Source organism: Propionicimonas sp. T2.31MG-18, from assembly GCF_964266745.1.
Lineage (GTDB): Bacteria > Actinomycetota > Actinomycetes > Propionibacteriales > Propionibacteriaceae > Propionicimonas.
In genome coordinates, this window is sequence record NZ_CAXWGX010000023.1 from 102,711 (window position 1) to 117,585 (window position 14,875).

At 72.2% G+C, this 14,875-nt stretch carries 10 protein-coding genes; 5 read left to right on the plus strand and 5 right to left on the minus strand.

Features of this window, described 5'->3' with window-relative positions:
• The first annotated feature begins 43 nt into the window (after window positions 1-43).
• Window positions 44-673: an SRPBCC family protein gene (locus ACFQQJ_RS08465; RefSeq protein ID WP_377105653.1), complete on the plus strand. Its 630-nt coding sequence runs from the start codon at window positions 44-46 to the stop codon at window positions 671-673.
• A gap of 115 nt (window positions 674-788) precedes the next feature.
• Here the strand turns inward: ACFQQJ_RS08465 and ACFQQJ_RS08470 are convergent, their stop codons facing one another.
• The 3 genes from ACFQQJ_RS08470 to ACFQQJ_RS08480 form a co-directional block, all read right to left on the minus strand.
• On the minus strand, window positions 789-1,187 hold the full coding sequence (locus tag ACFQQJ_RS08470; RefSeq protein ID WP_377105654.1) for an OsmC family protein: 399 nt from the start codon (window positions 1,185-1,187) through the stop codon (window positions 789-791).
• Window positions 1,188-1,337: 150 nt separating this feature from the next.
• Window positions 1,338-2,321 (minus strand): quinone oxidoreductase family protein, encoded by a 984-nt coding sequence (locus ACFQQJ_RS08475; protein ID WP_377105656.1) that lies wholly within the window; start codon window positions 2,319-2,321, stop codon window positions 1,338-1,340.
• A 260-nt stretch (window positions 2,322-2,581) separates the two neighbouring features.
• Window positions 2,582-5,461 (minus strand): LpqB family beta-propeller domain-containing protein, encoded by a 2,880-nt coding sequence (locus ACFQQJ_RS08480; RefSeq protein ID WP_377105657.1) that lies wholly within the window; start codon window positions 5,459-5,461, stop codon window positions 2,582-2,584.
• Window positions 5,462-5,641: 180 nt separating this feature from the next.
• On the opposite strand from ACFQQJ_RS08480, the gene ACFQQJ_RS08485 reads away from it, so the two are divergent.
• Window positions 5,642-6,586, plus strand: coding sequence for a trypsin-like serine protease (locus ACFQQJ_RS08485; protein WP_377105658.1), 945 nt, complete (start codon window positions 5,642-5,644; stop codon window positions 6,584-6,586).
• Window positions 6,587-6,675: 89 nt separating this feature from the next.
• Here the strand turns inward: ACFQQJ_RS08485 and ACFQQJ_RS08490 are convergent, their stop codons facing one another.
• The gene (locus ACFQQJ_RS08490) at window positions 6,676-9,345 is read right to left on the minus strand and encodes a DUF4062 domain-containing protein (protein ID WP_377105659.1); all 2,670 of its coding nucleotides are present in this window, start codon (window positions 9,343-9,345) and stop codon (window positions 6,676-6,678) included.
• A gap of 184 nt (window positions 9,346-9,529) precedes the next feature.
• Between ACFQQJ_RS08490 and ACFQQJ_RS08495 the strand changes: the two genes are divergently transcribed.
• The 3 genes from ACFQQJ_RS08495 (at window position 9,530) to recQ (ending at window position 13,203) form a co-directional block, all read left to right on the plus strand.
• Complete coding sequence (locus tag ACFQQJ_RS08495) at window positions 9,530-10,315, plus strand: hypothetical protein (protein ID WP_377105660.1); 786 nt, start codon at window positions 9,530-9,532, stop codon at window positions 10,313-10,315.
• Window positions 10,316-10,422: 107 nt separating this feature from the next.
• A complete protein-coding gene (locus tag ACFQQJ_RS08500) occupies window positions 10,423-11,304 on the plus strand; it encodes a VOC family protein (RefSeq protein WP_377105662.1) in 882 nt (293 codons plus the stop codon).
• Window positions 11,305-11,334: 30 nt separating this feature from the next.
• Window positions 11,335-13,203 carry a DNA helicase RecQ gene (recQ, locus tag ACFQQJ_RS08505; RefSeq protein ID WP_377105663.1) on the plus strand — a complete coding sequence of 623 codons (1,869 nt, stop codon included), beginning with the start codon at window positions 11,335-11,337 and terminating at the stop codon, window positions 13,201-13,203.
• Window positions 13,204-13,225: 22 nt separating this feature from the next.
• Here recQ and ACFQQJ_RS08510 read toward each other — a convergent pair whose 3' ends face one another.
• Window positions 13,226-14,872 carry an alcohol dehydrogenase catalytic domain-containing protein gene (locus tag ACFQQJ_RS08510; protein ID WP_377105665.1) on the minus strand — a complete coding sequence of 549 codons (1,647 nt, stop codon included), beginning with the start codon at window positions 14,870-14,872 and terminating at the stop codon, window positions 13,226-13,228.
• Window positions 14,873-14,875: the final 3 nt, after the last annotated feature.

Below are 14,875 nucleotides of genomic sequence, written 5' to 3' on the forward strand. Positions count from 1 at the left end.
CACCGTCCACGGCGGACGGAGCCTGAACCAGAGGGGAATGCGGATGACGACCAAGGTCGAGAGGTCGGTGGTGGTGGACGTGCCGCTGAGCACGGTCTACAACCAGTGGACCCAGTTCGAGGAGTTCCCGCACTTCATGGGCGCGGTGGAGAAGGTGACCCAGCTCGGCGACGACCGCCTGGAGTGGGTGGCCGAGATGGGCGGGATCCGCCGGCAGTGGGTCGCGAAGATCCTGGAGCAGGTGCCCGGCCACAAGGTGGCCTGGGCGGCCGTGGAAGGCGCCACCAATGCGGGGTCGGTGACCTTCACCGAGCTCGGCCCGGCGCGGACCGAGGTGCACCTCAGCCTGGAGTACGAGCCGGAGGGCGTCGTGGAGAAGGTCGGCGACCTGCTGAAGATCGTGGAGCACCAGGCCGAGGCCGACCTGGAGAACTTCGCCCGCTTCATCGAGGACGAGGGACGGGCGACCGGTGCGTGGCGCGGCTCGATCAACGAGGGCGCGACGGTGACGACGCCGGGCGTCGCGGACGCCGCGTTGTCCTGGGGCGACTCGGGCAAGGTGGGCGACGAGGCGGAGCGTGAGGCGAGTTTCCGCGACCGCCCGTCGCCGCCGGGCGATTCGACCGGTACGACGACGGTGGGGGAGCTGCCGCTACCGGGCGATACGGCATGAACCCGTCCGATGCCGCCAGCGACTTCGGCGACCGGGATGGCACCTCGGAGCCAGGGGTGGTCCGCCGGGATGACGGCCTGGGATGAAAGCCCGATGGCGCAAGACAGGGCTGGCGTCACGGTGTGCGAGTCACCGGAGCGCCGGCCCTGATCGCTCTGGGGATCTCCGCGAGCCGGTCGACCAACCTGATCAGTTCCTGGATGCCTGCGGGGTCTGCGGAGGAGTCGACTTCCACCCGATACCTGATCCCGCTCGAGCGCCAGTCCTCACCGAACCCGCCTTCAGCCTCGACCAGGACACCATCGATCGGCACGCCCCGGCTCTGCGCCTCGCGGTGCATGTCGTTGAGCACACATGCGGCGACCGCCAGGTGCAAGACGTGCGCCCCTGTGTAACTGGCTGCCACGTCGACGCCGCCCTCGGTCCAGCGATGGCCGAAGTGCGTCACTTCGTCGTGACCAGCAAGGCGTTGTCGGAGGCTGCCTGACGCGCACACAACGGGGAAGTTGTTCATGTCCAGAGAGTGGCTCCCGGTGCAGTGGTGAGCCAAGCGCTACTTCTGCTGACGTCGCCCGGGACACGTCACAACCCGCAGCCTTTGGCACACCACCCAACCCGCATGCGGAGGCCGCGTTATTGCTGCCGCGCAGGCTGTCCGGCCGGATCAGCCGATCTCAAGGATCACCTTCCCGGTGGTGGCGCGTCCCTCGAGGGCCCGGTGCGCATCGGCCGCGTCGGCGAGAGTGAAGCGCGCACCGATCCGGACGTCGAGGCTTCCGTCGAGCACGCCCTCGAACAGCTCGTCCGCCCGGCCACGCAACTCCTCGGTGGTGGCGATGTAATGACCCAACGTTGGACGCGTGAGGAACAGCGAGCCTCCCGAGTTGAGCCGCTGGATGTCGAAGGGCGGCACCGGTCCGCTGGAGGCGCCGAACAGCACCATCATTCCGCGGCGTCGCAGGCACGCCAGCGATGCGTCGAAGGTGGAGCGGCCGACCCCGTCGTAGACGACCGGCACTCCGCCGCCAGCGAGCTCCTTCACCAGGCCAGGCAGCTCGGCGGTTAGGTCGTGCAGCAGGTCGTACCGGATGACCTCCACTGCGCCAGCCGCCCGGGACAGCTCCTCCTTCTCCGAGGTGGAGACAGTGGTGATCACGCGGGCGCCGCGAGCGGTCGCGAGCTGGGTGAGCAGCAGCCCGACTCCGCCGGCACCGGCGTGGACCAGGATCGTGTCGCCTTGCTGCACGGGGTAGGTCGAGGTCACCAGGTAGTGCGCCGTGAGGCCTTGCAGGGGGAGCGCGGCCGCCGTGTCGAGGTCGACACCGTCGGGGACGCGGAGTGCGCGGTCGGCCTTGACCCGGACCAGCTCGGCGTAGGAGCCGGGGGAGTCCGCCCAGGCGACCCGGTCGCCCTCTGCCAGGTCGGTGACGTCGTCACCGACGGCCACCACCACACCAGCGCCTTCGTCGCCCGGGGTGTGCGGGAACGGCATCGGGTAGACGCCGCCACGACGGTAGGTGTCGATGAAGTTGATGCCGGCCGCCGCGGCCCTGACCAGCACCTCGCCAGGGCCCGCTGTCGGGTCGGGAAGGTCAACCAACTCGAGGACGTCCGGGCCGCCGGCCCGCTGGGCTTGAATGGCTCGCATGACCAGACAGTAACCCGGGGCCCTCAAAGACCCTCGCCCTCTCAAAACGTCGCCCCTCCTCGTGCCCGTCAGAGTTGTGGCCCGCCTCGTGCTCGCTCGATGTCCACAGCGCACGTCCCGGGCCACCCTCGACGTGCCACAGACCCCATGCATCCTGGCTGGCTACGTCGTTGGGTCACCGACGGGACAGGGGCGACTCAGCTGCGCGTGGTGCGATCGTCTCTCGTCCGCGACGGCCAGACGGGAGAGCGCCCGGGAGCTCAGCGGCAGGCCGGGTCGTCGGGCGCGGTGCCCCCGACGAGCAGGCGCCACTCGGTGGCGCTGATCGGGCCTCCGGCGCTGGCGCACACCTGACCGACGACGGCGCTCGTGTCGAGGTCACGGACGTTCACCTGCGCAGTCCGGGCGTCGCCGCCGAAGAAGCCGGTGACCAGGGTGTGTCCGTCGGGTGCGAACGCGTACGTCCTCGGGACGGCCTCGAATCCCGGCGGAACCGGTAGCGCGGCCGAGGGCTGCAGCGTCGTCAGGTCGTACAGCTGGAGACCGGATCGGGTGGGGAAGCCCACCAGCCCGTCGGCCCCGGCCACCGGCGGGTTCGGCTGGATCGAGCCCGTGCTGGTGCGGATCCCCGCCGTCGAGATGCGCTGCGCCGCACCACGTCCCAGATCGGGCAGCACGTCGACCGAGCCGTCCAGGTGCGTCACCAGCACGGTCGTCCCGGCGAACTCCAGACCCGCCACGTCCACGCCGTCCTTCCAGACCTGCTCGTGGATCACCCCGCCGCTCTGGCTGTCGACGACCCGCAGCGTCGCGGTCGTCGCCACCGGGTCGATGGTGGTGTCGCCGACGTCGATCAGGGCCAGCGAGCTCCCGTCGGCGGTGAACCGGGCCAGGTCGTACGCCGTCCCCGGCGCGCCCGCCGGCACCTCCCCGCGCAGCGCGCCGGACGGCCTCGCGCGGGTCTGGATCCGCCCGCCGGACGTGGCGATGAGCACCGTCCCCGCGCCGGTCGGGAGCGCGGCGAGCGGCGTCTCGCGGTCGCCCTCCTCGCTGGTGACGGGAAGCCCGAGGTCCCAGCGCACCACTCCGGGAGGAAGGCCCGTCGCGGGCCCGCCGGGCTGGCTGCCGGCCACCAGCACGGTGTCCTCGTCGAGCCACACCACCCCGAACAGCGCGTCCAGGTCGTCCACGCCTCCCAGGGCTGTCCTGGGCAACGCCGCCCCGCTCCGTCCCGGCACCGGGACGATCTCGAGCTCGCCGCCGCTCAGGTCCAGGACGGCGACGCGCGAGCCGTCCGGCGAGACGGCCAGGCGCGAGTTCCGGAAGTCCGTGGCGTAGTCGGGCACACCGCCGATGCCCCGCGGCGCCAGCGTCACCGACGCCGCACCCCTCCCGGCCTCACCGAAGCGCAGGAAGACGAGCTCCGAACGGGCGGCGGCGACGGCCCTGGTCGGGTCGAGGAACTCCATCGCGGCCACGCCGCTGAGCCCGGCGATCCGGGTCGCCGGCACCACCGGCCCCGCGTCGGCGTGGGGGACGGGCGCCACCGAGAGCCCGGTGGAGGAGTCGTTCACCAGCACGAGCCTCCCGTCGGGACTGACCGCCATCCCCAGCGGGTCGGTCAGCTGGACGCCCGCCCTCTTCGGGGGCGGGTTCGCTCCGGCGCGGTCCAGCCGCCAGACCCGCACGGCCTGGCCGTTGGTGATCGGCGCGGCGAGCAGGAAGTCGGCCCGGCTGGACGCGGCGTACAGCGCCACCGCCGGCATCCACGTCACCCAGCCGGCCTTGCGGGTGCGTCCCGTGCGCAGGTCGAGCTCCCGCCAGCGCGCGTCGTTGCCCACCAGGCGCAGGCGGTGCTCGTCGAGGAAGGCCAGGTGCTCGGTGAACTGGGAGGTCACCACGGCCTGGCCCGCCGTCAGTCCCAGCGGGTCGGCGCGACGGGCGACCTCGGCCCCGCTCGCGGTGTCGTAGGCGAGGATCGTCGTCGTGAACTCGCCCCGGACGAGCGCAGCCCTGCGTCCGGACGCGGACAGGGCGACGGCCTCGATCGGCGCGGCGGGCCCACCGGGGAGCACGCGTGAGCCGGTCGCGTCCCCCACGGTCACGCTGTCCCGCGTCGAGGCGAGGACGACCGCGCCGTCACTGCTCGCGCGCAGCTGCGTGACGGCGCCGGAAGCGGTGAACCGGAGCACGGGCGCCGTGGCACCCGCGCCGTCGATCGTGAACACCCGGCCGTCCGCCAACCCGACCGCCACCGTCGAGGCGTCCGCGCTCGTCGCCACGGCCGTGACGTCGGCCTCGAACGTGACGAAACGGTCGACCAGCGGCGAGGCGAACGCCGCCCGCAGCAGGGCCTCGCGTGTCGCGGCGGACTCCTCGGTGCGGAAGCCCTGCACAGCGAGCAGCTGCCCCAGGCGCAGGTCCGCCTCCAGCAGGCCCGTCCCTGTGCTGGCCAGTTGGCGGGACCGCAGCGTCACGGCCTGGCGCAGCACGTCGTCGCGCTGCTGGACGGCGAGGACGGTGGAGATGATCGAGATCACGAGCAGCAGGGCGAGCAGGGTCACCGCCGAGGCGGCCAGGCGGCGAACCCGGCGATGCTGGGTGAGGTCCTCCCCGACCAGCTCGTCGCGGGGGACGCCGCGGACGGGTGCGGACAGGTCGGCCATCGCCGCCGCGAACCGGGGATCGCCGGTCGGATCGGGCGAGTCGCGCATCCACCGAAGGTCGAGCCAGCGGGGTTCCTCGGCGAAGGCCGCACGCAGGCAGGACGGAACCGCGCTTTCCGTCGAGAAGCGGTTCCCGGCGTCGTCCCAGGCGAGGTCGCCGCCGTCGAGCACCAGCAGGATCGTCGAGGGTCCCTTGTGGTCGAGCCACCACGAGACCTCCTTCTCGACGTAGGCGGAGGCGGCCGCCGCAGGGCTGAGCAGCAGGATCAGGTGACCTGCCGCAGAGAGGCCCTCCTCGATGGCCGACCACAGCGCCGGATTCGTCGACATCGCGGAGTCGTCCCGGAAGATCCGGACGGCCCGGCGCTGATTCCACGGCCGCGCGAAGCGCTCGAGCCCGCGCTGGATCGCGATCGCCGTCGGTTCGGAGTTCGACCGCGCGTAGGAGACGAAGGCGTCCCACGCTGTGGCCATGGTGCATTCTCGACCCGTGGGGGCGGGCGCCGGTCATGGTCCTCGGCAATTGTCGGCAACCCGAATGACCTCCCGACCCCTTATCGGCCAACGCAAACTGCTTAGGGCTTGGGGTTCCCGACCCCGGGGGACGGGGCCTAGGTTGTCACCGCGACACACCATCGTCCCAAGGAGCACTGCATGAAGGTCTGGAGATCCATCGCCGCACTGACAGCTGCCACCCTCGCCCTGGCCGGCGCGACGGCGGTCAGCGCACAGGCGATCACCGGCGGCGATCGCGACGACGCCAACCACTACGCGAACGTCGGCATGATCGTCTTCTACGAGGACGGCGGGCGCTTCCGCTGCACCGCGACCCTCGTCAGCCCGACGGTGCTGCTGACCGCGGCCCACTGCACGGCCGGCACGGCCGGCAAGACCATCGTCAACTTCTCCCCGGTGATCGCGGAGGAGCCCCCCTCGGGCATCCCGGCCGCGGCCGACCCGGCGGCGGGCTACGTCGACAGCGACGCTGACGGCGTCCTTGTCGACGCCAAGGGCCGCCAGTGGTTCACCGGTGACGCCTACGCCCACCCGCAGTACTCCGACTTCACCGACCTGAAGAACTGGAACGACGTGGGTGTGGTGGTCCTCGACAAGCCGGTCGCGGGGATCTCCCCGGCGACGATCGCGCCGGTCGGCACCCTCGACGCGATCCAGAAGTCGAAGCTGAGCAGCACCCTGTTCCGCATCGTCGGCTACGGCACCGAGGTCCGCAAGTACCAGCCGGTGCCCGAGGACGCCAACCAGGGCAAGAAGCCCACGCCGCAGTCCTACCCGCTGGTGCGCCGCTACGCCGACGCGCCGGGACAGAAGCTCGGCCCCCAGGTGCTCCAGGTCAACGGCAACATCAACGACACCCGCGGCACCGGAGGCAGCTGCTTCGGCGACTCGGGCGGCCCGGCCTTCTACCCGGGTGGGGGAAGCGCCGGCGAGAAGGTGGTCACCGTCACCAGCTACGGCTACACCGACAACTGCCGCTACCTCGACGGCCTCCAGCGGGTCGACATCCCGGTCGTCCAGAACTGGCTGATGCCGGTGGTCACCACCGGCACTGCGCCGGAGGACTACTTCGGCAAGCCCTGACCATCGTGGCGGGAAGGCTCCGGCTCATCGGGCCGGAGCCTTCCCGTCCCGGCAAGACCCGAGGACGGCCGCCCCGCCGCGGTGAGGTGCTAGGACGCCAGCGCCACGGCCGCGTCCGCCGCGTCGGGACCCGTCGCCGGCGTGACCGGCGGCGCCAGCGCGACAGCCTCGGCGATCGTGAGCTCCTGGCCGCGCGCGAAGGCGGAGGCGAAGAGTTCCGGATCGGCCGCGCGCGCCCGGTCGAGATAGCGCTCGTGGAAGACGAACGCCGGCACCTCGTACAGCGCGAGGCGCTGCCGCAGGGCCGCCGCCGCCCCGGCCATCAGCCCCGCCCTTTCGTCCTCGCCGCGCAGGGCTGCGATGGCCGACAGCCCCTCCAGCCCATCGCAGATGCCGCCTTCGAGGCTGAGGCTCGCCGACAGGTGGACGCTGGCGGCGAACGTCCGCTCTGCCTCCTCGATCCGTCCGCCGAACAGCTGCACCCGCCCGATGTGGTGGTCGGTGATCAGGGTGGCCAGCACGTCGGAGTGCTCACGCGCCACCCGGCCCGCCCGCAGGTACGACTCCGCCGACTCTTCCTCCACGCCGAGCACCGACTCGACCCGTCCGAGGCCCACCAGCGCCAGCGCCGCTCCCCACGCGTCCCCCACGCTCTCGAACAGCTCGACAGCGTGGGCGAGGTCCGCGCGGCACGCCCCCACGTCCGACCCCGGCAGCGAACTGCGGGTGAACGCGGCGCACGCCGTGGCCAGCGCCTCCCCGCTCACGTCCCCGGTGCGGGCGAACAGGCTGCGCGCCTCGTCGAAGGACACCGCCACGTCCGGGGACGGGCGGTGCCACATGTCCACCCAGCTGATCATGAAGCCGGCCACCGCCCGCGTGTGCTCGCCGGCGTTCGCCCCCTGCTGCGCCAGCAGTTCCTGCATCCGCACCCGCACCTGCCCGAAGTGCCCGCCGAACCACCAGAACACCAGCAGCGCCCACGCCAGGTCGCCGGCATCGTCCGGCGTGCCGAGGGCCACGCTGTACTGCATCGACTGGCGCAGGTTCGGCACCTCCAGATCCAGGCGGGCTGCCGCCTCCACCTGCCCCGCACCGCTGAGCTGCGGCTTCATCCGCCGGGCCAGGTCGGTGTAGTACCGCGTGTGCGCGGCCCGCAGCACCTCGTGGTCACCGCGTTCCTCCAGCAGGTGCTCCGCGAACTGGCGCACGGTGGCCGGGATCGTGAACGCCGGCATCTCGGTCTGGCTCTGCTGCTTCAGCAGCGAGTTGTCGACCAGCGCGGCGAGGTCCTCCAGCTCCCGTCCGGCCCACGGACGCCCCGCGCCGAGCGCCTCGACAGCCTCGTAGGTGAAGCCGGGCGCGAACACCGACAGGTCGGCGAGGAGGTCACGCTGCCCGGGTGTGAGCAGCCGGCAGCTCCACTCGATCGTCGCCTGGAGCGTCCGCTGCCGTTCCGGCACGTCCCGTGCGGCCGATCGCAGCACCTCCAGCGGGCGGTCCAGGCGCTTCAGGATGTTCTGCGGTGGCAGCGCACGGACGCGGGGCGCCGCCAGCTCGATCGCCAGCGGCGACCCCTCCAGCTGCTGGCAGATCCCCACCACCGCCGCCACGTTCGCCGGGGACAGGTCGAAGTCGCCGCGTGCCGCGCGCGCCCGCTCCACGAACAGCTGGACGGCCTCGCTGCGGAACGCCTCCGCCACCGTCGGCGGCCGGGCGCTCACCCGGTCGGCCAGCGACCCCAGCGACAGCCCGCCGAGCTCGTACACCCGCTCGCCCCGGATCCTCAGCACCGCCCGGCTCGTCACCAGGAACGTCGCCTCCGGCGCGGCCGCGTACAGCCGCACCAGCACGGGCGCGGCGTTCACCAGCTGCTCGAAGTTGTCCAGCACGATCAACACCGGACGCCGGGCCAGGGCGGTCGGCAGCCGGTCCTCGATCGGCGCCTCGCCGCTCTCGCCCATCCCGAGCGCCTTGGCGAGCGAGGGGAGCAGCAGCTTCTCGTCCGACACGTTCTCCAGCGCGACGAAGGCGACCCCGTCGGCGAAGTGTGGGCCCGTCCGCAGCGCCACCTCGATGGCGAGCCGGCTCTTGCCGATCCCTCCCGGCCCGACGATCGTCACCACCCGTGCGTGGGGGTCGTCCACCATCGCCGACAACTCGTCGATCTCCGTGCCGCGACCCACGATCGGTGTGTACGGGGGAGGGACCTGGGCGTAGACCGGGCTGGCCTGAGGCACCACGGCGGACGCGACGCGGGTGTCCTCCTCGACCGTCTGGAACCGCTCGGCCAGCAGCGTCGCCAGGTCGTTCACCAGGTGCGCCCGCAGCTCCTCCTCGGTCGAGAACGTGACGTAGCTGGCGCCGTCGTCGACCTGGATCCGCTTGATCAGGGCGGCCAGCCGCTCCTCGCGCGAGGTGCTGGCCTTGAGGTAGATCAGCTTCGGCATCCGCGGATCGGCGAGGCGGTACTCGTCCTCAAGGCCGGAGATCTCCTCCCCGGGGGCGATCCACCCGTAGCGGTCGCCGTAGATGCCGACGAACACGTCGCTCTGCTCCAGGTAGGAGCGGTACAGCTTGCGTGGCGGGTGCGGGCGCGCGCCCAGCTCGAACATCACCGGCGCGAGGTGGAGCTGCTCGATCGCGCCCCGGGCAGCACGGCGCTCCGCCGCCAGCTCGCCGAGGGTGGAGGAGACGAAGACCCGCAGCAGCTGGTCGGGCGTCCGGATGACCGGTCCGTCGGAGGCCGGCTGAGCCATGCCTGTCATTCTCCGGCCCGCCACGGGTCACGTCGAGGGAGGGGCCGGACGGCCCGCTCAGCACTCCTGCCACCGTCGGGCGGCCCCTCACCCCCGGATCGGGTGTCCCGGCGAATTCCGCCGCCCGCCTGCGGCCGTGCTTCAGCAGCGGGAGAATTGGCCATCTCTCGTGAAGGGACGTGCAATGACGCACACCGCCGCGGCCAAGGCCGCGGGAATCGCCCTCTCGTTCGCCCTCCTCGCCGCGTGCGGCACCACGTCCGCCCCGCCGGCCGGAGAGGACGGCGTCGCCACGACCGCCGGCGAGGCGGCCCCGGCCGAGGAGTCACCGGCTGCGGAGAACCCGGGCTCCCCGCCCCAGGTGACCACCGACGCGAACGGCATCACCGTCGCCGGTTCCGGCAACGGCGAGACCGGCCCGATCACCTTCGACAAGCCCTACTACCTGGTGAGGACCACCAACTCCGCCGCGGCCGACTTCGGCACCGTGATCGTGACGGTCACCGGCAAGGAACTGCCCTCGATCATGAGCACCACGGCCGAGGACGTGGCGGTCTTCACCCCCGACGGCACGTCGGCCGCCCTGACCATCGAGGCGACCGGCGGGTACGTCCTGACGTTCGGCAACCCGCCCTCGACCGCGGGCGCCGTGGCCGCCCCGCAGACCTTCTCCGGAGCCGAGGGGATCCTGGTCACGCCGGTGGTGAAGACCACGAGCACCTACGTCAAGCTGAGCCTGGCCTACACAGGGACGGCGGACGAGAACGCCCCGACCGGGGTGATGCTCGCCCGGGCCCAGATCTACGACGCCGCCACCGGGGAGTCGGTGCTGAACGTGCCGAAGTACGTCAACAAGGCCAAGACCGAGGACTCCGACGGCCAGACCACCAAGGGGCCGGGCGCCTACTTCCTGATCGTCCACGGCACCGCGGCAGAGGACACCTGGGAGGCCAGCATCACCGAGGAGTGATCTGCGGGGACGCCTGCGCTGCGGATCACCTGAGCACCTTTTCCGGGTACATCTCGACCGACAGGATGCCTAGTCTCGGCAGGAAGCACCACGAACAGGAGCCCGGCATGCAGCGGATCGTCCCCAACATCTGGTTCGACCACACCGCGGAGGAGGCGGCGCAGTTCTACACCTCGGTGTTCCCCGACGGGCGGATCGTCGAGGTGCAGCACTACCCGAGCGAGGGGCTGCCCGACTTCCAGGCCGGCATGGCCGGGCAGCCGGTGACGGTGGAGTTCGAGATCGGCGGCTACCGGATGATGGGCATCAACGCCGGGGCGGAGTTCGCGCCCAACCCGTCGGTGTCGTTCTTCGTCCACTTCGATCCTGCGGACGCCGACGCCCGCGCACGGCTGGACGAGCTGTGGGCCCGGCTGTCCGAGGGCGGGACGGCGCTGATGCCGCTCCAGTCCTACGACTTCAGCCCGCACTACGGGTGGATCCAGGACCGCTACGGCGTGAGCTGGCAGCTGATGGTCGGAGGGCCCGGCGGCGAGCCGCGTCCGTTCATCGTGCCCAGCCTCATGTTCGGCTACACCGCCCAGGGCAAGGCGAAGGAGGCCATCGGCTTCTACACCTGGCTCTTCGCCGGCGACCTCGGCACCGTCTCCCTCTACCCGGACGGGGCCGGCTCCTCCGCCGGCCAGGTGATGTACGCCGACTTCCGCCTGGGCGAGGAGTGGTTCGCCGCGATGGACGCCGCCGACCAGACCTTCACCTTCACCCCCGGGGTGTCTCTGCTCGTGTGGTGTGACGGCCAGAAGGAGCTCGACCGCTACTGGGAGCAGCTCAGCGCGGTGCCGGAGGCCGAGCAGTGCGGCTGGTGCGTCGACAGGTTCGGCCTCAGCTGGCAGCTCGTGCCCGACAACCTGAACGAGCTGATGACCAGGCCGAACGCCTACGCGACCCTGATGGCGCAGAAGAAGATCGAGATCTCCGCGTTCGGCTGAGCGTCGGCAGGGCCGTCTAGCATGGCGCCCGTGCCCGTCCCCACCACCGCAGCCGACATCCTGCGCACCACCTTCGGCTACGACGGGTTCCGCGGCGACCAGGCCGACATCATCGCCCACCTCGTGGGCGGGGGCGACGCGCTCGTCCTGATGCCCACCGGTGGCGGCAAGTCGCTGTGCTACCAGGTGCCGGCGATGCTGCGTCCCGGTGTCGGGGTGGTGATCTCGCCGCTGATCGCGCTCATGCACGACCAGGTGACCGCCCTGGACGCCCTCGGCGTCCGCGCCGGGTTCCTGAACTCCAGCATCTCCCCGGACGAGCGCAGGGCCACCGAGCGCGCGGCCCTGGCCGGCGAACTCGACCTGCTCTACCTGGCCCCGGAGCGCCTGGGCCTGGAGTGGGCACAGGAGTTCCTCGACCGGCTCGACATCTCGCTGTTCGCCATCGACGAGGCCCACTGCGTGTCCCAGTGGGGCCACGACTTCCGTCCCGACTACCTGCGGCTGTCGGTCCTGCACGACCGCTGGCCGCAGGTGCCGCGGATCGCCCTCACGGCGACCGCCACCCCGGCCACCCGGCGCGAGATCGTCGAGCGGCTCGCCCTCGGCGAGGCGAAGGTGTTCGTGTCGAGCTTCGACCGGCCCAACATCCGGTACCGGATCGAGGCCAAGCAGCAGCCGCTGAAGCAGTTGCTCGACCTGATCCGCACCGAGCACGACGGCGACGCCGGCATCGTGTACTGCCTGTCGCGCAACTCGGTGGAGAAGACCGCGGAGGCGCTGTGCGCGGCGGGCGTCACCGCCCTGCCGTACCACGCCGGCCTGCCCCCGGCGGTGCGCTCGGCCAACCAGAACCGGTTCCTGCGCGAGGACGGCGTGGTGATGGTCGCCACCATCGCCTTCGGCATGGGGATCGACAAGCCAGACGTCCGCTTCGTCGCCCACCTCGACCTGCCCAAGAGCATCGAGGGCTACTACCAGGAGACCGGGCGCGCCGGACGCGACGGCCTGCCCGCCACCGCCTGGATGGCCTACGGGCTGGCGGATGTCGTGCAGCAGCGCCAGCTCATCGAGTCCTCCGAGGGCGACGCCGCCCACAAGCGGCTGCTCAGCCGCCACCTCGACGCGATGCTCGGCCTGTGCGAGACCCTGCGCTGCCGCCGCCAGGTGATCCTCGACCACTTCGGCGAGGCCAGCGGGCCCTGCGGCAACTGCGACACCTGCCTCACCCCGCCGGAGTCGTGGGACGGCACCGTGCCCGCCCAGAAGCTGCTGTCGACGATCGTGCGCCTGGAGCGCGAGCGCAACCAGCGCTACGGCGCCGGGCACCTCATCGACATCCTGCTGGGCCGGCGCACCGAGCGCGTCGACCAGTGGCGCCACCACGAGCTCAGCACCTTCGGGATCGGTGCGGAGCTCAGCGAGGTGCAGTGGCGCGGCGTGGTGCGCCAGCTCCTCGCCGGCGGGCTGCTGGCGGTGTCCGACCGCCACGGAACGCTCGGGCTCACCGAGGCGTCCTGGACGGTCCTGCGCGGGGAGCACCAGCTGTGGCTGCGCACCCAGGCCGCGGTGCACCCGTCCCGCTCGCGCCGGGGTGCGACCGCGGGGGCGGGCCGGACGACGGCGGCCGCGGCGACCGGCCTCGGCGAGGACGACCGGACGCTCTTCGAGCGGCTTCGCGCCTGGCGGGCGGAGACCGCGCGCGCCGCGTCCGTGCCCGCCTACGTGGTGTTCCCCGACTCCACGCTGGTCGGGATCGCGCAGAGCCGGCCGTCCTCGCTGGGGGAGCTGTCGGCGATCAGCGGGGTGGGCGCGAAGAAGCTCGAGCAGTACGGCGAGGACGTGCTCGCGCTCGTCGCGTCCGCCGGTGGGGGAGAGCCGGCCGACCTGCTCGCCTAGCCGGTCCCTCGCCGGCGCCGCCTCACGGCGAGGCCAGCAGCGCCTTCTCCGCGGCCGCCGTCCAGCGGCCGCCGTCCATCAGCGCGGCCACCTCGGGCAGCACCCGCGGCAGGTCGACCAGCCGCACCAGGCCGAGGTCGTGCAGCCGCGGGTACACCATGATCTTGCCGCCGGAGGTGCGCTCGATCACCGCCTGGATCGCCTCGGCGAACCCCGCCATCCCGCACACGGCGTCCAGCGAGATCGAGGTGTCGAGCACGCCGGACTCCAGCTTGGCAAGCACGCCGCGCATGTCCGCCATCTGCGAGCCCGACGTGCCGATCAGGAACACGTGGTTCTCGATGATCCGCTGGAGGTCGAGCTCGGCCAGCGTCCCGGCCGGGAACCCGGCGAACGCGTTCACGATCGCGCCCGGCCCGGCCAGGTCCACCGCCTGGGCCAGCACCGGGGCCACCGGCACCAGGCAGGTCAGGTAGGTGAACCCGGGCTGCAGGGGGGTGGCCGCGGAGTTCACCACGTCGAGCCGGACGCCGTGCCGCGCCGCGGCGGGCCCGACCACCTCGGCCAGGTGCCGCAGCCGGTCGTCGTTCAGGTCGCTGGCCACGATGCTCAGCCCGTCCAGCCCGAGCACGGCGGCGCGCATCGTGTGCATCAGGCCCATCGGGCCCGCCGCGCCGATCATCGCCACCCGGTCGCCGGGACGGATCTCCCCGGTCGCGGGGATGCTGGCGTACGCCTCGGCCGGGTCGTCGCCGGTCGTCCCGATGAACCGGACGAAGTCGTAGTGCACGCGGCCCACGTCCAGCTTCACCGGGCGGGCGAGCCTGCGTCCGCCCAGGACGACGCACAGCAGGCTCTCGTTGCCCAGCAGGAAGGCCAGGCGCTCGATCGCGTCCGCGTCCGCGCCGTAGTACACGATGTCGTCGAACCCGGGCTCCAGCTCGTCCCAGGATGCGGCCCGGGCTCCGGGCACGTCGGCGCCGACCGCCGTCACGCGCGCGGGAGCGGACGCCGCCCGCAACGCCTCCAGGCCCGAGGGCGCGACCCCGGCCTCGGCCACCACCAGCAGCGAGCCGCCGGGCTTCAGCGTGTTCCGCTCGTGCCGGGAGTACGCCGCCTCGACGGTCGCCCACGGCTCGACCAGCGCCACCGCGGCCGCGGAGGGGGCCTCGCTCACGCGCAGCATGAACTCGTCGTCTGCGGTGACGACCATCCGCTCGTCGACCACCACGTACTCCTGGAGGGCGCCCTCGAAGTTGTAGCCGAACGCGCCGCTCGAGGCCGCCGTCGGCAGGTGCCGCCAGTCGGCCTGCACCAGCACCCGGTCGCCGACCGCGTAGTGCGCGACCCGCTCGCCGGCCGCAACGACCCGCGCCACCGGCTCGTGGCCGGGGACGGTCGGCTCGGCGCCCGGATGGTAGCTGGGGATGCCGGCCAGTTCCTCTGCGTTCAGCCCGGCCACGACCGGCAGCTTGCGCGGGTGGTTCTCGAAGGCGTGCAGCAGCTTGGTGTCGCTGAAGCAGATGCCGCAGGCCTCCACCTCCAGCAGCAGTTGGGTCGGCCCCACCGGGTCGACCGGCTTGGCCGGGTTGTGCGCGAACGCGTCCACCCCCAGGTACTGGATGGCGTGCTGCGTGGCCGGCAGGCCGGCGTCCTCGGGTCGGGTCAACCG

Coding starts and splice junctions, on each gene's coding strand:
- ACFQQJ_RS08465 (WP_377105653.1), top strand. CDS start 44: ATGACGACCAAGGTCGAGAGGTCGGTGGTGGTGGACGTGCCGCTGAGC.
- ACFQQJ_RS08470 (WP_377105654.1), bottom strand. CDS start 1,187: ATGAACAACTTCCCCGTTGTGTGCGCGTCAGGCAGCCTCCGACAACGC.
- ACFQQJ_RS08475 (WP_377105656.1), bottom strand. CDS start 2,321: ATGCGAGCCATTCAAGCCCAGCGGGCCGGCGGCCCGGACGTCCTCGAG.
- ACFQQJ_RS08480 (WP_377105657.1), bottom strand. CDS start 5,461: ATGGCCACAGCGTGGGACGCCTTCGTCTCCTACGCGCGGTCGAACTCC.
- ACFQQJ_RS08485 (WP_377105658.1), top strand. CDS start 5,642: ATGAAGGTCTGGAGATCCATCGCCGCACTGACAGCTGCCACCCTCGCC.
- ACFQQJ_RS08490 (WP_377105659.1), bottom strand. CDS start 9,345: ATGGCTCAGCCGGCCTCCGACGGACCGGTCATCCGGACGCCCGACCAG.
- ACFQQJ_RS08495 (WP_377105660.1), top strand. CDS start 9,530: ATGACGCACACCGCCGCGGCCAAGGCCGCGGGAATCGCCCTCTCGTTC.
- ACFQQJ_RS08500 (WP_377105662.1), top strand. CDS start 10,423: ATGCAGCGGATCGTCCCCAACATCTGGTTCGACCACACCGCGGAGGAG.